Annotated in this window: 17 protein-coding genes; 3 read left to right on the plus strand and 14 right to left on the minus strand. The window is 52.9% G+C overall.

Annotation, left to right across the window (positions count from 1 at the left end):
* Nucleotides 1-7: 7 nt before the first annotated feature.
* The gene (gene rbn / locus C7B16_RS07985) at nt 8-925 is read left to right on the plus strand and encodes a ribonuclease BN (protein WP_000420121.1); all 918 of its coding nucleotides are present in this window, start codon (nt 8-10) and stop codon (nt 923-925) included.
* Between the two features lie 121 nt (nt 926-1046).
* Here rbn and C7B16_RS07990 read toward each other — a convergent pair whose 3' ends face one another.
* Nucleotides 1047-2810 carry a vWA domain-containing protein gene (locus C7B16_RS07990; protein WP_107179555.1) on the minus strand — a complete coding sequence of 588 codons (1764 nt, stop codon included), beginning with the start codon at nt 2808-2810 and terminating at the stop codon, nt 1047-1049.
* 137 nt (nt 2811-2947) lie between these two features.
* On the opposite strand from C7B16_RS07990, the gene C7B16_RS07995 reads away from it, so the two are divergent.
* Together C7B16_RS07995 and C7B16_RS08000 are read left to right on the plus strand one after the other, a co-directional pair.
* Entirely contained in the window at nt 2948-3919 is a 972-nt protein-coding gene (locus tag C7B16_RS07995; RefSeq protein WP_001516775.1) for a M28 family metallopeptidase, read from the plus strand.
* 101 nt (nt 3920-4020) lie between these two features.
* Complete coding sequence (locus tag C7B16_RS08000) at nt 4021-4524, plus strand: YfbM family protein (RefSeq protein ID WP_000525379.1); 504 nt, start codon at nt 4021-4023, stop codon at nt 4522-4524.
* A 68-nt stretch (nt 4525-4592) separates the two neighbouring features.
* On the opposite strand, the gene nuoN is transcribed toward C7B16_RS08000, so the two are convergent.
* From nuoN to nuoA, 13 genes are all read right to left on the minus strand, one after another.
* A complete protein-coding gene (gene nuoN / locus C7B16_RS08005; protein WP_000156702.1) occupies nt 4593-6050 on the minus strand; it encodes an NADH-quinone oxidoreductase subunit NuoN in 1458 nt (485 codons plus the stop codon).
* A gap of 6 nt (nt 6051-6056) precedes the next feature.
* Nucleotides 6057-7586 carry an NADH-quinone oxidoreductase subunit M gene (gene nuoM, locus C7B16_RS08010; protein WP_001516777.1) on the minus strand — a complete coding sequence of 510 codons (1530 nt, stop codon included), beginning with the start codon at nt 7584-7586 and terminating at the stop codon, nt 6057-6059.
* Between the two features lie 164 nt (nt 7587-7750).
* Nucleotides 7751-9592, minus strand: coding sequence for an NADH-quinone oxidoreductase subunit L (nuoL, locus tag C7B16_RS08015; protein WP_001516778.1), 1842 nt, complete (start codon nt 9590-9592; stop codon nt 7751-7753).
* On the minus strand, nt 9589-9891 hold the full coding sequence (gene nuoK / locus C7B16_RS08020) for an NADH-quinone oxidoreductase subunit NuoK (protein ID WP_000612644.1): 303 nt from the start codon (nt 9889-9891) through the stop codon (nt 9589-9591). The genes nuoL and nuoK overlap by 4 nt, the downstream gene beginning before the upstream one ends.
* A complete protein-coding gene (gene nuoJ / locus C7B16_RS08025) occupies nt 9888-10442 on the minus strand; it encodes an NADH-quinone oxidoreductase subunit J (RefSeq protein ID WP_000393511.1) in 555 nt (184 codons plus the stop codon). Before nuoJ ends, nuoK begins: the two co-directional genes overlap by 4 nt.
* A gap of 11 nt (nt 10443-10453) precedes the next feature.
* A complete protein-coding gene (gene nuoI / locus C7B16_RS08030) occupies nt 10454-10996 on the minus strand; it encodes an NADH-quinone oxidoreductase subunit NuoI (protein ID WP_000172749.1) in 543 nt (180 codons plus the stop codon).
* Between the two features lie 14 nt (nt 10997-11010).
* Nucleotides 11011-11988 (minus strand): NADH-quinone oxidoreductase subunit NuoH, encoded by a 978-nt coding sequence (nuoH, locus tag C7B16_RS08035; RefSeq protein ID WP_000220077.1) that lies wholly within the window; start codon nt 11986-11988, stop codon nt 11011-11013.
* Nucleotides 11985-14711, minus strand: a complete 2727-nt coding sequence (gene nuoG / locus C7B16_RS08040; RefSeq protein ID WP_010376987.1) for an NADH-quinone oxidoreductase subunit NuoG — start codon at nt 14709-14711, stop codon at nt 11985-11987. The genes nuoH and nuoG overlap by 4 nt, the downstream gene beginning before the upstream one ends.
* Nucleotides 14712-14763: 52 nt before the next feature.
* On the minus strand, nt 14764-16101 hold the full coding sequence (gene nuoF / locus C7B16_RS08045) for an NADH-quinone oxidoreductase subunit NuoF (RefSeq protein ID WP_000789507.1): 1338 nt from the start codon (nt 16099-16101) through the stop codon (nt 14764-14766).
* On the minus strand, nt 16098-16598 hold the full coding sequence (nuoE, locus tag C7B16_RS08050; protein ID WP_000545042.1) for an NADH-quinone oxidoreductase subunit NuoE: 501 nt from the start codon (nt 16596-16598) through the stop codon (nt 16098-16100). The genes nuoF and nuoE overlap by 4 nt, the downstream gene beginning before the upstream one ends.
* Nucleotides 16599-16600: 2 nt before the next feature.
* Entirely contained in the window at nt 16601-18403 is a 1803-nt protein-coding gene (gene nuoC / locus C7B16_RS08055; RefSeq protein WP_107179556.1) for an NADH-quinone oxidoreductase subunit C/D, read from the minus strand.
* 93 nt (nt 18404-18496) lie between these two features.
* On the minus strand, nt 18497-19159 hold the full coding sequence (gene nuoB, locus C7B16_RS08060) for an NADH-quinone oxidoreductase subunit NuoB (protein WP_000386733.1): 663 nt from the start codon (nt 19157-19159) through the stop codon (nt 18497-18499).
* A gap of 15 nt (nt 19160-19174) precedes the next feature.
* Nucleotides 19175-19618, minus strand: coding sequence for an NADH-quinone oxidoreductase subunit NuoA (gene nuoA, locus C7B16_RS08065; protein ID WP_000062991.1), 444 nt, complete (start codon nt 19616-19618; stop codon nt 19175-19177).
* Between the last annotated feature and the right edge of the window lie 347 nt (nt 19619-19965).

Raw genomic sequence — 19965 nt, forward strand, 5'->3', positions numbered from 1 at the left:
TGAACTCATGGAATTAATTTTTTTAGGTACTTCAGCGGGGGTTCCGACCCGAACACGGAATGTCACGGCAATATTGCTTAATCTGCAACATCCAACGCGAGCCGGGCTTTGGTTATTTGACTGCGGTGAAGGTACACAACACCAGATGTTGCACACGGCATTTAACCCCGGAAAACTGGACAGGATTTTTATAAGCCATTTACATGGCGATCATCTTTTTGGCTTGCCCGGGTTGCTATGCAGTCGTTCCATGTCAGGCATTGTGCAACCCTTAACCATTTATGGTCCGCAAGGTATCCGTGAATTTGTTGAGACAGCGTTACGCATTAGTGGCTCGTGGACTGATTATCCACTGGAGATTATTGAAATTAGCGCAGGCGAAATTCTTGATGATGGCTTGCGTAAAGTGACAGCTTATCCGATGGAACATCCGCTGGAATGTTACGGCTATCGTATTGAAGAACATGATAAACCTGGCGCGCTGAACGCCCGGGCGTTAAAAGATGCCGGTGTACAACCCGGTCCGTTATTTCAGGATTTGAAAAAAGGCAAAACAGTCACGCTGGAAGACGGTCGGCAGATTAACGGTGCTGATTATTTAGACGCGCCTACACCGGGTAAATCAATCGCCATTTTCGGTGATACCGGCCCTTGCGATGCCGCAATCGACCTTGCTAAAGGTGTCGACATAATGGTTCACGAAGCGACGCTGGATATGGCGATGGAGGCCAAAGCCAACAGTCGCGGCCACAGCTCCACACGCCAGGCGGCGGCACTGGCCCGTGAAGCTGGTGTCGGTAAACTAATCATTACCCATGTTAGTTCGCGCTATGATGATAAAGGCTGTCAGCACTTGTTACACGAATGCCGGTCGATTTTCCCGGCAACCGAACTGGCGAGCGATTTCGCGGTGTTTAGCATTTAAGTCGAAAGCGGTGGTTAGTTGGCAGATTAATTTAATGATGCCAACGCACTTATTTGACGTATTTTTCATCTGTTTGCCGAATACGCTTGATGTCGATATCCGGCAAACAGATTTATCATTTTTAGTTTTGTGAATTGTCCAGACCTTCCGCCAGCCCAATCAGGCGAATAAATTCCGCTCTGTAGCCTTGTTGATCCGGTCCTTTCGCTTGCCGCGCCCACTGTTCGATCTGCTGCCAGGATGTATTATTCAGGTATTCAGAACCGCGCAATTTTTGCCCAAACGCAGCGACTGCTGCGCGAAAACGCATATCTTCTGAAGGTGCGTTTATTGTGGGTGCCAACGGGAATTCAACTAACTGACTTTCTTTTCCCTGCGGGTATTTCCAACGAATCTTTAACCAGGTCAGTTCTTTCGCTTTATCTGATTTCGCTGATTTGTTATCCGGGGCATAGCGTAACTTATCAATTGATGCTTTTTGCCCATTCAGCGTTAATTCGAATAACAACGTTATATGTTTACCTGCGCCAATATCCCCCGCATCAACGTTGTCGTTATTAAAATCCTCCGCCCGAAGTTGGCGCTTTTCATAACCAATCTGACGGTATTCCGTTACCCACGCGGGGTTAAACTCTATTTGCGCTTTGACATCTTTTGCTACGGTAATCAACGTCTGCCGCATTTCACTGTTCAACACTTTCTGCGCTTCAGAGAGAGTATCAATGTAGCTGTAGTTGCCGTTACCAACATCGGCAATTCGCACCATCATTGCCTCGTTGTAATTGTCATCCCCCACGCCAAGCGTCGAAAGAGTAACACCGGACTCCCGCTGTTTTTTGACCATTGATTCAATCGATTTTGGATCGTCAATACCAACGTTAAAGTCACCGTCAGTGGCCAATAAAATGCGATTGATGCCGCCCTTAATAAACCCCTTCGCCGCCTGCTGATAAGCCAGTTCCAGCCCGGCACCGCCATTGGTACTGCCTTCCGCATCCAGCGAATCAATCGCGGCATTAATTTCTGACTTGTGATTCCCTGAGGTAGAAGGCAACGCAATACGGGAGTCGCCAGCGTAGGTTACGATGGCAATGTTATCCTGCTCACGAAGTTCTTTGACCAATAATTTCAACGAAGACTGAATAAGTGGCAAACGTTCACTAGAAATCATTGAACCAGAAGTGTCGATAAGAAAGACCAGATTAGAAGCTGGTAACTCTTCACTTTTGCGATCTTTCGCCAGGATATCAACTTTCAGCAATGTTCGCTGCTCATTCCAGAGCGCAGATGCCAGTTCATAGCGCATAGCGAAAGGTATTGGCTTAGTGGCGGGAACAGGCTCTTTATTATTGCTTTTATCATTAATAACCCAGTCTGACGGAAAATAATTGACCATCTCCTCCACCCGCACAGAGTCTGGCGGAGGTAACAGCCCTTGATTGAGGAAACGCCGTACATTTGCATAGCTGCCAGTGTCGACGTCAAGGCTAAACGTCGCCAACGGGTTTTGCGCTACCTGCTTAACCGGATTATCATCGAACTGCTGGTAGCGAGCTGTTCCTGGATTTGCGATACGTGTAGCTTTTGCTTTAGCCGCTCTTTCAAATGTTGGCGCTTCCTGCAATCGCCCCGGCAAAGCCTGTTTGTCTGAGGATTGTTGCGCTTCATGCTGGGCTAAGGTTTTTGCTTTCGCGTCTGCAGCGGCTTTAGCGGCGGCGGCTCTTTGCTCCGCCACTTTTGTTGCCGCTTGTTGCGCGGCAAGTACTTGCTGGTCTGTGGGTGTAGTAGATTGTTGTTGCTGACTTTCCTTATCATCAGATTCCTGCCCACATCCTGACAAAATCAAACTACTAATAAGCAACATGATTATATTTTTATTTCGCATATAAAATCCTTTTAAATAAACTCAGCTACCAGACATAAAATAGACTCTTTGTATAATCCGACCAATCTTAATAAAATACAATCCCGAAACCCATAACAAATAATAATTCAACAACAAAACCTATTAATAATTTGTATATAAAAAAAATAACCTTTCCCTTTTTTATATTGTTCTTGCTTTCACTTCCTCTAATTGTTTTTTATCAACCCTGGGTCAATGCATTACCGCCAACGCCCCGGCACGCAAGTCCCGAGCAATTAGAAAAAACAGTTCGTTACTTTACACAAACTGTGCATCCACGTAGTGCTGACAATATTGATAATCTGAATAGATCCGCAGAGTATATAAAAGAGGTCTTTGTCAGTAGCGGTGCCAGAGTTACCGTGCAGGACGTCCCCATTACTGGTGGCCCCTACAAAAACATTGTTGCTGATTACGGTCCTGCCGATGGATCGCTGATTATTATTGGGGCGCACTATGATTCCGCAACCAGTTATGAAAACGACCAATTAATCTATACGCCAGGCGCGGATGATAACGCCAGCGGCGTCGCCGGACTACTGGAGCTGGCACGTTTGTTACAGCAGCAAGCGCCGAAAACAGGCGTTCAACTAGTCGCCTATGCGTCGGAAGAACCGCCCTTCTTTCGTAGCGATGAAATGGGGAGCGCGGTACACGCCGCTTCGCTTGAGCGTCCGGTGAAATTAATGATAGCGCTGGAGATGATTGGTTATTACGACTCCGCATCCGGGAGTCAGGATTACCCTTACTCTGTCATGTCCTGGCTTTATCCCGACCGTGGTGATTTTATTGCAGTGGTTGGCAGAATGCAGGATATCAGCGCTGTGCGTCAGGTAAAATCTGCGTTGTTATCAGCAACAGAGTTGCCTGTTTATTCTATTAACGCACCGGGATTTATTCCCGGTATCGATTTCTCCGACCATCTCAATTACTGGCAGCAAGATATTCCTGCCGTCATGATTACAGACACTGCGTTTTATCGAAATAAACAATATCACCAGTCTGGCGATACTGCAGACAGACTCAATTACCAGAAAATGGCGCAGGTAATTGATGGCGTTATTAGTTTGTTGCATAACAGTAAATAATAAAAATTTCTCGAGGCAGCTCCAGAAAAATGACTGCTGTAATTTTATTTTGTGGCATCTGATTTAAGATGCGAAAAATGAAATTCAACGGAGGAAAACAAATGGGAATGATTGGTTATTTTGCGGAAATTAATTCAGAAAAGGTTAACCAACTGCTTGAGTCTACTGAAAAACCTTTGATGGACAATATTCACGACACGCTTTCAGGTTTACGCCGACTGGATATTGATAAGCGCTGGGATTTTTTACATTTTGGCCTGACAGGCACCTCTGCTTTTGATCCCGCGAAGAATGACCCGCTAAGTCGTGCCGTGCTTGGTGAACACAGCCTCGAAGATGGCATAGATGGTTTCCTGGGATTGACCTGGAATCAGGAGTTAGCCGCGACAATCGACCGCCTGGAAGCTCTGGATCGAAGTGAGCTGCGTAAACAGTTTTCCATTAAGCGACTCAATGAAATGGAGATTTATCCGGGAGTGACCTTTTCAGAAGAGTTAGAGGGGCAACTCTTTGCGTCGATCATGCTTGATATGGAGAAGTTGATTAGCGCGTATCGACGTATGCTGCGACAAGGGAATCATGCGCTGACGGTTATTGTTGGGTGATGGTGTCAAAGGCACCATAAAAAAACCGCCGAACATGTCGGCGGCTTTCTGACTTACGAACTGACTGCTTACATCAGCGGCATTGCCAAACGTACAATGCTGATCAGCGGTTGCGGCCATACACCCAGCACCAGTACCAACAGTGCGGAGATCAGCACCACGATGCCGCCTGCCGTGTACTGCCAGTCTGACGGTGCATCACGGTTTGGCTGTTCTGAACCATGAAGGTACAGGCTCACCGCCACGCGCAGGTAGTAGTAGAGGCCGATTGCCGAACCGACAACCACAGCGCCCACCAGCCACCACAGGTGCGCCTGAACACCGACCGCCAGCACGTAGAACTTACCGATAAAGCCCAGCGTCATCGGGATACCGGCCAGTGACAGCATCATCACCGTCATCACCGCCGCGAGGATCGGACGATGCCAGAACAGTCCGCGGTAAGAGAACAGGGAATCAGCATCCGGGCCACGATACGGGCTGGACATCAGGCTGACCACACCGAACGCGCCGAGGCTGCTGAACAGATAACCGGCGAGGTAAACCCCTACCGCTTCCATCGACATCTCGCCGGTTTGCAGCGCAATCAGTGCCACCAGCAGATAACCGAGGTGAGAGATAGACGAGTAACCGAGCAGACGTTTGATATTGGTCTGGCTCAGCGCCATCAGGTTACCGAAGATGATGGAGGCAAAGGCGATAATCGCCAGCACCACGCGAATCGCTTCGCTGTCGCCCACCGGTGCGTAAAGGAACAGACGCATCACCACGCCGAAGATAGCGATTTTGCTCGCCGTCGCCAGGAAGGTGGAAACCGGCGCAGGCGCGCCCTGGTATACGTCTGGTGTCCACAGGTGGAACGGCACCAGAGAAAGTTTGAAGCCGAGGCCGACAATCATCAGGCCAAAACCCGCCAGTAACAGCGGCTCGTTGAGCATACCATCACCGAGGTTTTTACCCAGCGCGACGAACGACAGGTCGCCAGACTGCGCGTACACCAGCGCCATACCGAACAGCAAGAAAGAAGACGCTGCGGCAGAAAGAATGGTGTATTTGATACTGGCTTCCAGCGAACGTTTCTGGCGGAAAGCGTAACCGACCAGGCCAAACAACGGCAGAGAGATCAGTTCGATACCGAGGAACAGAGACGCCAGATGGTTGGCATTCGCCAGCAAGATCCCACCCAAGGCGGCAATTAACACCAACAGGTAGAACTCGTCCTTATTGTCGTTATAACCTTCAAGCCACGGGTAGGCAAAAGTACAGGTGGCGAGGCTCGCCAGCAGTACCAGCCCGGTGTAGAGCATGGCGAAACCATCAACGCGCATCAGCGGCGTGACGTCCATAGCGCCCGCCTGGCCAACAAACCAGAGCGAAACCAGCGCCGCGTTAAGCCCAATGACCGACAGCGTGGCGTTGAGGAAGTGATTGCGTCGCCACGCAATGGAGAGCATCACAACCACCACCGTCAAGCCGACGATCAGCAACGGTAGCAGTGCGATCAGGTTTTGTGGAGTTATTGTCATGGCGATTTACGGCCTTGTAGTAGTAACGGAATTAACAAACCACTGCTGGATATTGCCAATCGCGGAGTGCGAGGTATCCAGAATCGGCTGCGGCCAGAAGCCCAGCAGTACCAGCAGCACCACCAGCAACAGGATCATAAACAACTCACGCAGCGACATCCCTGGCAGTTCCTGGCTGGCAATCTCGCTTTTCGCCTTACCGAAGTAAGCGCGATGCAGCATTGCCAGCGAATAAACAGACGCAAAGACCAGCCCAAAAGTAGAGATAACGGTAATGACCGGGACGACCTGGAAGCTGCCGAACAGAATCATAAATTCACCGACGAAGTTACCAGTGCCCGGCATCCCAAGCGTTGCCACAGCAAAGAACAGCGACAGTGCTGGCAGCCATTTCATTTTGCTCCACAGACCGCCCATCATGCGCATGTCACGGGTGTGGATACGTTCATAGAGCTGACCGCAGAGAATAAACAGACCCGCCGCCGACAAGCCGTGCGCAATCATCTGAATAACCGCGCCCTGGTAGGCCAACTGGCTGCCGGTATAGATAGCAATCAGCACGAAGCCCATGTGGGAAACCGAGGTGTAGGCGATCAAACGTTTGATATCAGTCTGGGCAAAGGCCATCCACGCACCGTAGAAGATGCCGATAACACCCAGCCACATCGCGATTGGCGCAAACTCTGCCGACGCGTTCGGGAACAACGGCAGGGAGAAACGCAGCAGACCGTAAGCGGCGGTTTTCAGCAAGATCCCCGCGAGGTCAACGGAACCGGCAGTCGGTGCCTGGGAGTGGGCATCTGGCAACCAACCGTGCAGTGGAACCACCGGCATTTTCACCGCAAAGGCGATGAAGAAGCCCAGCATCAACAGATATTCCACACCGCTGGACATTGGCGTATTCAGCAGCTCTTCATAGTTGAAGGTCCAGACACCAGTCGCATTGTAGTGAACGAAGACCAGCGCCAGGATGGCGATCAACATCACCAGACCACTCGCCTGGGTGTAGATGAAGAATTTGGTTGCCGCCGTGATACGCGTTTTACCGTCAGAAGCTTTATGCCCCCACAGTGCGATCAGGAAGTACATCGGCACCAGCATCATTTCCCAGAAGAAGAAGAACAGGAACATGTCGATGGCAAGGAACACGCCGATAACACCGCCCAGGATCCACATCAGGTTGAGGTGGAAGAAGCCCTGATATTTTTCGATCTCATTCCACGAGCAAAGTACCGCCAGCACGCCGAGCAGACCTGTCAGCACGACCATCAGCAACGACAGACCATCAATGGCGAGGTGAATAGAGATTCCAAAACGCGGGATCCACGGCATGTCGAATTCAGACTGCCACTGCGGAATTCCGGCGGATTGCGTCAGTGAATAACCGCCCTGCAACCACAGTTGCAGCGACAGCGCCAGCGTCAATCCCATGGTGATTAGCGCGATCCAGCGCGGCACCTTTACGCCAAAGCGTTCGGTCTGCCAGCACAGGAAGCCGCCAATAAAGGGAATTAATATTAGCCAGGGTAGTAACATGGCGATCTTTATTCCTTGTAAAAGTCCCGTCAGGACCGGATTTTCAACGAATTCTCACGACAGAAAATTCACTTCGGATTGGGGGGAGTGTCGGATGCGCCGCTGTAGTGGCTTATCCGACCTACGTTCTTATATGCCCGAGGGCAAATCCCACAATCCTTAACTCAACGCAGTACCATCAACAGTGCCAGCACCACGACCGCACCGATGCTCATGGATGCCACATACCAGCGCAGGTAGCCGTTCTCACTGAGCAACAGACCTTTACCCGCAAAGCGCGAGAGGATCGCCGGGATGTTCATCATTGAGTTCAGCGGATCGCGTTTCAGCAACCAGGCGATCCCCAGGAACGGTTTGACGAACACTTTGTCGTACAGCCAGTCAAAGCCCCAGGCGTTGTACCACCAGGTCCCCAGCAGACGACCCGGTGCACTGTTGGCGATAGAAGTCACCAGAGTACGTTTACCCAGCCACAGCCAGGCTGCCAGCAAAATGCCAACAACTGCAACCACGCCAGAGGTAATTTCCAGGGTCAACATACTGCCGTGTGCCAGCTCCGTGGTTTGCGGAAGCACGCCCTGCAGCGGCGGTACAATCAGTGCGCCAACGAAGGTGGAAAGGATCAGCAGCACAATCAGCGGCAGGCTGTGGGTGATCCCTTTCACGGCGTGAGCGTGAATTTGTTCTTTTCCGTGGAAGACGATGAAAATCATACGGAAGGTGTAGAGCGAGGTCATAAACGCACCGACCAGACCAGCCACCATCAGATTGATATGACCATTCGCCATCGCACCCGCGAGGATCTCATCCTTACTGAAGAAGCCCGCAGTGACCAGCGGCAGTGCCGACAGCGCCGCGCCGCCCACCAGGAAGCAGAGATAAACCAGCGGAATAGATTTACGCAGACCGCCCATCTTGAAGATGTTCTGTTCGTGATGACAGGCCAGAATGACAGAACCGGATGCCAGGAACAGCAGCGCTTTAAAGAATGCGTGGGTCATCAAGTGGAAAATCGCCGCATCCCATGCCTGCACGCCAAGCGCGAGGAACATGTAGCCAATCTGACTCATGGTGGAGTAAGCGAGAACACGTTTGATGTCGGTCTGTACCAACGCAGCAAAACCAGCCAGCAGCAAGGTAACCGCCCCGACAATACCCACCAGATGCAGAACTTCCGGGGTCATCAGGAACAGGCCGTGGGTACGGGCGATCAGGTAAACACCTGCGGTTACCATGGTTGCGGCGTGGATCAGCGCAGAGACAGGCGTCGGGCCAGCCATCGCGTCGGCAAGCCATGTCTGCAACGGCAACTGCGCAGATTTACCAACCGCACCACCCAGCAGCATCAGCGTCGCCCACATCAGCATGTTATTGCCGTCTGCAAAGTGCGCCGGTGCCAGTTCCACCATTTCGCGGAAGTTCAGCGTGCCCAGTTCGTTGTAGAGAATGAACAGCGCGAAAGCGAGGAACACGTCACCGACACGGGTCACGACAAACGCTTTCATTGCCGCGGCACCATTCTTCGGATCGGTGTAATAGAAACCGATCAGCAGATAGGAGCACAGGCCCACGCCTTCCCAGCCGAGGTACATCAGCAGCAGGTTGTCGGCCAGAACCAGAACCACCATGCTGGCAATGAACAGGTTGGTGTAAGCGAAGAAGCGAGAGTAGCCCTCTTCACCGCGCATATACCAGGATGCGTACATGTGGATCAGGAAACCCACACCGGTGACCACTGAGAGCATGGTCAGTGACAGGCCGTCCAGCACCAGGTTGAAACCGATGTTAAAGTCGCCTACCGACATCCACGTCCACAGCGGCTGGCTGTAAGCCTGCTCACCGTTAGCGAAGAAATCGACGCCGATAAAAGCAGTCACCAGCGCAGCCAGGCCCACAGAGCCAACGCCAACGATCGCTGAGACATTTTCAGACCAGCGTCCGCGAGAGAACGCCAGCAGAATGAAGCCAATTAATGGCAAAATAATGGTTAAGGCAAGCATGTTCATCCGCGCATCTCACTTACTGAATCGATGTTCAGGTTCTGGCGACGACGGTGAAGTTGCAGCAGCAGCGCAAGACCGATACTCGCTTCCGCCGCCGCGAGGCTGATGGCAAGAATGTACATCACCTGACCGTCGGTCTGGCCCCAGTAGCTCCCGGCGACCACAAAGGCCAGCGCGGAGGCGTTAATCATGATTTCCAGACCAATCAGCATAAACAGCAGATTGCGACGGATAACCAGACCGGTTAAGCCAAGAACGAACAAGATTGCCGCGAGGATCAGTCCATGTTGTAAGGGGATCATGCGTGCTCCTCCGTTTTTCTTTTCGCGCTGTCGTCTTTGCGATTGCTCAGCACTTCACCCGCACGCTCTTCGCGACCGACGTGGAAGGCCACAACCAGACCGGCCAGCAGCAGCATAGAGGCCAGTTCAACCGCCAGCACGTAAGGCCCGAACAGCGTAATACCCACTGCTTTGGCGCTGATTGGCGTACCATCGATACCCTGATCGTTAACACCGAGAATGGCGTAAACAATCACCACCAGCATGATGGCCGACAAAATTGCCGGACCAATCCACACCTGCGGTTTCAGCCACTGGCGTTCCTGTTCGATTTCCGAACCGCCCAGGTTGAGCATCATCACCACGAACACGAACAGCACCATAATGGCACCCGCGTAGACGATAATTTCCAGCGCACCGGCAAAGTAAGCGCCCAGTGAGAAGAACACCCCGGAAATCGCCAGCAGCGAAATAATCAGGTACAGCAGTGCGTGTACCGGATTGGTATGGGTGATCACTCGCAAGGTCGCAAGTATGGCTATCAGGCCACAGATATAAAAAGCGAACTCCATTGCCCCTCTCCTTACGGTAACAGGCTCTTGACGTCGATAGGCTTGGCTTCGTTCTCTGCTTCGCCCTTATCTTTGCCGTCGATTGCCATACCTGCCATCCGGTAGAAGTTATATTCCGGGTATTTGCCCGGACCGGAGATCAGCAGATCCTCTTTCTCGTAAACCAGATCCTGGCGTTTGTATTCCCCCATCTCGAAATCCGGGGTTAACTGAATCGCCGTGGTCGGACAGGCTTCTTCGCACAGACCACAGAAAATGCAGCGTGAGAAGTTGATGCGGAAAAATTCCGGATACCAGCGACCGTCTTTGGTTTCTGCTTTTTGCAGCGAGATACAGCCGACCGGGCAGGCTACTGCGCAGAGGTTACAGGCTACGCAACGCTCTTCGCCGTCCGGATCGCGGGTCAGAACGATACGACCACGATAACGGGGCGGCAGATAGACCGGCTCTTCCGGGTACATTCGCGTTTCGCGCTTGGCAAACGCGTGCAGGCCGATCATCCAGATACTACGAACCTGGGTGCCGAAACCTACTAACAATTCTTTTAAGGTCATGGTCTTAGTGCCCCTTATTGCGCCTGCCAGAGAATGACAGCCGCCGTTACCAGCAAGTTGATCAGCGTCAGCGGCAGGCAGATTTTCCAGCCGAAGGACATTACCTGGTCATAACGCGGACGCGGCAACGACGCACGAATCAAAATGAACATCATCATAAAGAACGCAGTTTTCAGCGCGAACCAGATGAATGGCGGTAACAACGGGCCTTGCCAGCCACCGAAGAACAACGTCACCATCAGTGCGGAGATGGTCACAATCCCGATGTATTCACCCACGAAGAACAGGCCGAATTTCATCCCGGAATATTCAATGTGGTAACCATCCGCCAGTTCCTGCTCGGCTTCCGGCTGGTCAAACGGGTGACGGTGACATACCGCCACGCCCGCGATGGCAAAGGTAATAAAACCAAAGAATTGCGGGATGACGTTCCATACATGCGCCTGGCTGTTAACGATGTCGGTCATGTTGAATGAACCGGCCTGCGCCACCACGCCCATCAGGGAAAGCCCGAGGAACACTTCGTAGCTTAGGGTCTGCGCAGAAGCACGCATCGCACCCAGCAGCGAGTATTTGTTGTTACTTGACCAGCCCGCAAACAGCACTGCGTAAACCGCCAGACCTGCCATCATCAGGAAGAACAAAATCCCGATGTTCAGGTCGGCAACCACCCAACCCGGACTGACTGGCACAATCGCAAAGGCCAGCAGCAACGAGGTAAAGGCGATCATCGGCGCAAGGGTAAAGATGACGCGATCCGAGAATTTCGGGATCCAGTCTTCTTTAAAGAACATTTTGATCATGTCCGCGACCAACTGAAGCGAACCGCCCCAGCCAACACGGTTAGGTCCGTAACGGTTCTGGAACAGCCCCAGCAGACGACGTTCACCAAAGCTCATGAATGCCCCGCAGGTGACAACCACCAGCAAGATCACCACCGCTTTGAGGATGGTCAGCAGGATCTCAATCAGTTCCGGTGATAACCAGGTCATTGTTGTGCCTCCTTGAGATCCTCAAGATGCGCGCCAGCCAGCACCGGAGCAATGCCGGACATGCCCATCGGCAAGCCCACCTGCCCTGCCGTCAGCCCTTCTGCGATTTCAACCGGTAGCGTGACCGTGTTGCCATCGTAACTAAAGGAGACGCGAGTACCCGCATTCACGCCCAACTTCGCGGCATCTGCCGGGTTGAGTTTGATATACGGCTGCGGCATACGGCTCTGGAATACCGGAGCACGCTGTGACAGTTCATCGCTGCCAAACAGATGGTAGTACGGCGCGATACGCCATTTCCCTTCCTGCGGCTGGAAGCGTGCCGGTACGCTGGTGAAGTAATCCAGACCGTTTTCGCTGGCTTCAAACAAACGCACGCCCGGATCGCCAAAGCGCAATTTGCCACCCACTTCGTCCTGGAATTTGTTCCACGCCTGCGGGGAGTTCCAGCCCGGTGCCCAGGCAAACGGCACTTGCGAACGGTGCGCGGTCGGCTGGTTGTTACCTTCCATCGAGAAGGTGAACATGGTGTCGATATCCTGCGGCTGACGCGGTTCATGAACGCTGATATTGGCGCGCATGGCGGTACGGCCACTGTAACGGTGCGGCTCACGAGCCAGTTTCTGACCACGAATGCGGAATGTCGCATCCGGCGCGGCATCTTTGATGCCAGCAAGTTCCGGGATCTTCGCCACGACGGCGTCAATCACATGGTCGAGCTGCGTCCAGTCCACTTCTCGACTCAGCAGCGTACTGTGCAGCGAGTGCAACCAGCGCCAGCTTTCCAGCATCACCGTTTTGCTGTCGTAGTAAGACGGATCGTAAACCTGGAAGAAACGTTGAGCACGACCTTCGTTGTTGATCACCGTACCGTCGCTTTCAGCAAAGCTGGCAGCGGAAAGCACCAGATGGGCGTTTTCCATAATCGCCGTGCGCTGATGGTCAACCACCATCACCAGCGGCGCTTTTGCCAGCGCGGCGTTCACGCGGGTCGCGGAAGCGTGACGATGTAGATCGTTTTCCAGCACCACCACTGCATCGGCGCGTCCGGTTTCCAGTTCGGTCAGGGCTTCTTCAAGCGAACCGCCGCCCATAATGCCCAGCCCCATACTGTTTACGGAACGGGCAATCATAGTGATACCTACGTCAGCGCCGCGACCTTTCAGGGCTTTCGCTACGTTAGCTGCAGCCTGAATCACTTCTGTACTACCGGCGTTAGTGCCGGAGATAATCAACGGTTTCTTCGCACCAGCCAGTGCCTGTACGATGACGTCGACTTTGCTTTGCAGCTCCGGCTCGATACCGTCAACCGCTGGTGCGGAGTTGTCCAGCGCGTGGGCGATGGCAAAACCTAAACGCGCCTGATCTTCAACCGGTGCGCGGTAAGTCCACGCCGCGATGTCATCCAGGCGGGTGTCATCAACGTTAGTAACAAACAGCGGGTGCTTGGCACGTTGGCCAATGTTGAGGATTGCCGCAATCTGCCAGTCAGCCACTTTCTGTGCTGCCGCCATTTCACGCGCTTTGCCTTTTACTGCCTGACGAACCGCCAGCGCGACGCGTGCCCCGGTCTGTGTAACATCTTCGCCCAGCACCAGTACTGCATCGTAAGATTCGATTTCACGCAGTGCCGGAGTATAAATGCCGCCTTCACGCAGCACTTTCAGCGCCAGTTGCAGACGTTCCTGCTCACCGTGAGCGATACCGGTGTAGAAGTTTTCTTCGCCAACCAGTTCACGCAGCGCAAAGTTGCTTTCCACGCTGGCACGCGGAGAACCGATGCCGATGACTTTCTTCGACTGACGCAGAATATCTGCCGCACCTTGCATCGCCTGCTCGGCGTTGAGGGTGATGAAATCATCGCCACGACGCTGTACCGGCTGACGTGGACGATCCTTCAGGTTGACGTAGCCGTAGCCGAAACGACCACGGTCGCAGAGGAAGTAATGGTTTACCGTACCGTTGTAACGGTTTTCGATACGACGCAGTTCACCATAACGTTCACCCGGGCTGGTGTTACAACCGATGGAACATTGCTGGCAGATACTCGGCGCAAACTGCATATCCCATTTACGGTTATAACGCTCGGAGTGCGTTTTATCGGTGAATACGCCGGTCGGGCAAATTTCCACCAGGTTACCGGAGAACTCGCTTTCCAGGGTGCCGTCTTCCGGGCGACCGAAGTAAACGTTGTCGTGCGCGCCATAAACGCCCAGATCCGTACCGTCAGCGTAATCTTTGTAGTAACGCACGCAGCGGTAGCAGGCGATGCAGCGGTTCATTTCATGAGAGATGAACGGCCCCAGATCCTGATTGCGGTGGGTACGTTTGGTGAAACGGTAGCGACGGAAGGTATGCCCGGTCATCACGGTCATATCCTGAAGATGGCAGTTACCACCCTCTTCACAGACCGGACAGTCGTGCGGGTGGTTGGTCATTAACCACTCGACCACACTTTCACGGAACTGTTTCGCTTCTTCGTCGTCAATGGAAATAAAGGTGCCATCGGAAGCCGGTGTCATACAGGACATCACCAGGCGACCACGCGTGTCTTCCGCGTTTTGGTATTGCTTCACCGCACACTGGCGGCAAGCACCGACGCTTCCCAGCGCCGGATGCCAGCAAAAGTAAGGAATATCAAGGCCCAGAGACAGACAAGCTTCCAGCAGGTTGTCCGCTCCGTTGACCTCGTATTCTTTGCCGTCTACATGAATTGTAGCCATTAGCATGCTTCCAGTTTTCTCAGTCATAGACTGAGCGTTAATCGAAATTCGGTTACCAGCGCTCTTTCAGCAGGTTCGGCTGAATCCCATTAATCAAATGGGTATTGCTGAACGGCTGTTTGATTCCCGCTTCAAATTCTTCACGGAAATATTTGATGGCGCTCTGTAACGGCTCCACTGCACCTGGTGCGTGGGCACAGAAGGTTTTACCCGGGCCTAAGAATCGACACAGTTGCTCAAGTGTTTCGATATCGCCAGGCTGACCTTCGCCACGCTCCAGTGCACGCAGAATTTTCACACTCCACGGCAGACCATCGCGGCACGGCGTACACCAGCCACAGGATTCACGGGCGAAAAACTCTTCCAGGTTACGTACCAGCGACACCATGTTGATCTCGTGGTCAACGGCCATCGCCAGCGCCGTACCCAGACGGCTACCCGCTTTACCGATACTTTCGAACTCCATCGGCAGGTCAAGGTGCGCTTCTGTCAGGAAGTCAGTGCCCGCGCCGCCTGGCTGCCAGGCTTTGAATTTCAGCCCGTCACGCATACCACCAGCGTAATCTTCAAGGATTTCACGCGCGGTAGTACCGAACGGCAGTTCCCACAGACCCGGATTTTTCACCCGACCAGAGAAGCCCATCAGCTTGGTGCCAGCATCTTTGCTTTTCGAGATGTTCTGATACCACTCCACGCCGTTAGCGAGGATCGCCGGAACGTTACACAGGGTTTCGACGTTGTTAACACAGGTCGGTTTGCCCCATGCGCCTGAGGTTGCCGGGAATGGCGGCTTCGAGCGCGGGTTAGCGCGACGCCCTTCCAGAGAGTTGATTAACGCAGTTTCTTCACCGCAGATGTAGCGTCCTGCCCCGGTATGGACGAACAGTTCGAAATCAAAACCTGTTCCCATAATGTTTTTGCCGAGCAGCCCCGCTTCGGTCGCTTCGGCAATGGCACGACGCAGATTCACTGCCGCTTCGATATATTCGCCACGCAGGAAGATGTAGCCGCGATACGCTTTCAGCGCAAAGGCAGAGATCAACATACCTTCCACCAGCAGGTGCGGCAGTTGCTCCATCAGCAAACGGTCTTTATAGGTGCCCGGTTCCATTTCATCGGCGTTACACAGCAGGTAACGGATGTTCATGGATTCGTCTTTCGGCATCAGGCTCCACTTCAGGCCAGTAGAGAAGCCCGCGCCGCCGCGCCCTTTCAGACCGGAATCTTTGACCTGATTGACGATTTCGTCCGGAGAAAGCCCGGTCAGCGCCTTACGCGCCCCTTCGTAACCGTTTTTACTGCGGTATTCGTCCAGCCACACCGGCTGTTTGTCATCGCGCAGACGCCAGGTCAGCGGATGCGTTTCGGGAGTACGGATAATGTTTTTCATTTATACCGCTCCAGCAGTTCAGGGATCGCTTCCGGGGTCAGATGCGCGTGAGTGTCCTCATCGATCATCATGTTTGGCCCTTTGTCGCAGTTCCCCAGGCAGCAGGTTGGCAGCAGCGTAAAGCGACCGTCAAACGTCGTTTGCCCTGGTTTGATATTCAGTTTTTTCTCCAGCGCCGCCTGAATTCCCTGGTAACCGTTGATGTGACAAACCACGCTGTCACAATAGCGGATCACATGGCGACCCACCGGCTGGCGGAAGATCTGGCTGTAGAACGTTGCCACACCTTCAACATCGCTTGCCGGAATACCCAGAACGTCAGCGATCGCGTGGATCGCGCCGTCCGGCACCCAGCCACGCTGCTTCTGAACGATTTTCAGCGCTTCAATGGACGCCGCACGCGGGTCTTCGTAGTGGTGCATCTCGTGCTCAATCGCTTCACGCTCTGCCGCACTCAGCTCAAAAGCCTCGGTTTGTGGTTGTTGATTCTCGTGCATAATTAGCGGTCCACATCTGACATAACAAAATCGATACTGCCCAGATAAACAATCAGGTCAGACACCAGGCTGCCGCGGATCGCCGCCGGAATTTGCTGCAAATGCGCATAACTCGGGGTGCGGATACGGGTGCGATAACTCATGGTGCTACCGTCACTGGTCAGGTAGTAACTGTTGATCCCTTTGGTCGCCTCAATCATCTGGAAGGACTCATTGGCAGGCATCACCGGCCCCCACGACACTTGCAGGAAGTGGGTGATCAGGGTTTCGATATGTTGCAGCGTGCGCTCTTTCGGCGGCGGCGTAGTCAGCGGGTGATCCGCTTTGAACGGGCCTTCCGGCATGTTGTTGAGGCACTGCTCAAGAATGCGCAGACTCTGGCGCAGCTCTTCCACTTTCAGCATTACGCGGGTGTAGCAGTCAGAAACGCCACCACCGACCGGGATTTCAAAGTCGAAGTTTTCATAGCCAGAATAAGGACGCGCCTTACGCACGTCGAAGTCGATCCCGGTGGCACGCAAGCCAGCACCTGTGGTGCCCCACTCCAGCGCCTCTTTCGCGTCGTAGGCGGCAACGCCTTTGGAACGGCCAATCAGGATGGTGTTACGCAGCGCGGCTTTCTCGTAAGAAGCCAGACGTTTCGGCATCCAGTCAAGGAACTCACGCAGCAAGCGATCCCAGCCTCGCGGCAGGTCATGCGCCACACCGCCAATACGGAACCACGCCGGATGCATACGGAAACCAGTGATTGCTTCCACCAGATCGTAGATTTTCTGACGATCGGTAAAGGCAAAGAACACTGGCGTCATTGCACCGACGTCCTGAATAAAGGTGGAGATATACAGCAGGTGGCTATTGATGCGGAACAATTCGGAAAGCATTACGCGGATTACGTTAACGCGATCCGGCACGGTGATCCCGGCCAGTTTTTCTACCGCCAGCACGTATGGCATTTCGTTAACGCAACCGCCGAGGTATTCGATACGGTCGGTGTACGGTATGTAACTATGCCAGGACTGGCGTTCGCCCATTTTCTCCGCGCCACGGTGGTGATAGCCGATGTCTGGTACGCAGTCGACAATCTCTTCACCATCGAGCTGCAGAACGATACGGAAAGCCCCGTGCGCCGACGGGTGGTTCGGACCGAGGTTGAGGAACATGAAGTCCTCGTTTTCGGTGCCGCGCTTCATCCCCCACTCTTCCGGTTTGAAGGTCAGGGCTTCCATCTCCAGATCCTGTTTGGCTTTGGTCAGCTCAAACGGCGAGAATTCGGTAGCACGCGCCGGGTAATCTTTACGCAGCGGGTGACCTTTCCAGGTTTGCGGCATCATGATGCGACGCAAGTTCGGGTGACCGTCGAAAGTAATGCCAAACAGATCCCAGGTTTCGCGCTCATACCAGTTGGCGTTCGGGAACAGTTTGGTAAAAGTCGGCACATGTAGATCGTTTTCTGCCAGCGCCACCTTTAGCATGATGTCGCGGTTGCGATCGATCGAAATCAGATGGTAGAAAACGGAAAAATCGGCGGCAGGTAACCCTTCGCGGTGTGTGCGCAAACGCTCGTCCATGCCGTGTAAGTCAAACAGCATGACGTAAGGTTTCGGCAGTTTCTTTAAGAAATCGCCAATTTCCAGTAATTGTTCACGCTTGATCCACACAACGGGAACCCCGGTGCGAGTCGCCTGAACAGTAAAGGCATCCGGCCCAAAACGGTTGCGCAGTTCGCCAATCACCGGATCATCAAGATGATCACGGGTCTGCCAGGCGGGTTCTTGCGCGGTTAAGTCGGTCATATTGTTCACCATTGCATATGGTCCGTGGTGACTGTCGGCGTAGTTAACTTCGCGAAATAGATTTAGGAATAAGCGAAGAAAAATGCCTTTGCCGACAGGCGCAAATTAAATCTCGTCAGGTGTGCGCAGGTTGGTAACGGCAATGCGTTCACCGCGCTTGCGTTCGCGCTCTGATTGCATATTGGCGCGATATACGCCCTGATCGCCAACCACCCAGGAGAGCGGGCGACGTTCTTTGCCGATAGATTCCTGCAATAGCATCAGTGCCTGCATGTACGCTTCAGGACGCGGCGGGCAACCCGGGATATACACATCAACCGGAATGAATTTATCAACACCCTGCACAACGGAATAAATATCGTACATACCGCCGGAGTTCGCACATGCGCCCATGGAGATAACCCACTTCGGCTCCAGCATCTGGTCATAGAGACGCTGAATAACTGGCGCCATTTTGGTAAAACAGGTTCCAGCCACCACCATCAGGTCAGCCTGACGCGGCGAAGCACGCAATACTTCTGCGCCAAAACGCGCCACGTCATGAACCGCGGTAAACGAGGTCACCATCTCAACGTAACAGCAGGAAAGACCGAAGTTATACGGCCAAATTGAGTTTTTACGACCCCAGTTAACCATGTCATTGAGCTTGCCCATAAACACGTTTTTATTAACTTCTTGCTCCAGAGGGTCGGTTACGATCTCCTGCTTTTGCAGGGGGTAACGGTCGTTCTCACCGTTGGGATCTATGCGGGTGAGCGTATAATCCATCTTAATGCCTCGCGGTTAGCGTTGACGATTAGCGATACTGTTCGTTTCCGGGTTCACACGCTCGCGGCGTGAACGCGCGGGCGTCCAGTCCAGCGCGCCAATACGCACCAGATAAACCAGACCTGCCAGTAACACAAAAATAAAAATTGCCGCTTCTACAAAGCCAATCCAGCCGCTTTCGCGAATGGAAGTTGACCATGCGAACAGATACAGCGCTTCAACGTCGAAGATAACGAAGAACATGGCCACCAGATAAAACTTGGCAGACAGGCGTAAGCGGGCGGAGCCGACCGAGTCGATACCTGATTCAAACGGCACGTTTTTTGACCTCGCGCGCGCGCGACCGCCTAAAAACCAACCGCCAATCAACATCAGGCAACACAGGCCAATGGCAACGATAAGAAAGATAGCGAATGCCCAGTGATGAGCGATGACTTCAGTGGATGTTGACATACTCATTGCTTACTCATCAAAAGTAGCGCCAGATTCACTGCTCTTCACGGCAGATGGACGCCACATCGATTCATGGGGAGGAATAAAAAAAACCTTACAATCGCTGTAGAAACTATTTTATACAGCTAATTGATGTGGTCTTTTACTCCTTTCTATAACCTTTTGTCAACTTTAACAAAGGTTTCTTCACATTAATTTACATGATATCAACAACTTTTGCATTTAATGCCTTTACCCCCAGATTGTTGACAACTCCAGGAAAATTAGATGTTGTTGAATCGTGTCCGTTGTGAAGCAATGGAAAAAATACGGGCCTATTTTGACAGGAATTGGTGACGATTCCTCCCCCCAAA

Source organism: Escherichia sp. 20412-1, assembly GCF_003027595.1.
Taxonomy (GTDB): Bacteria; Pseudomonadota; Gammaproteobacteria; order Enterobacterales; family Enterobacteriaceae; genus Escherichia; species Escherichia marmotae.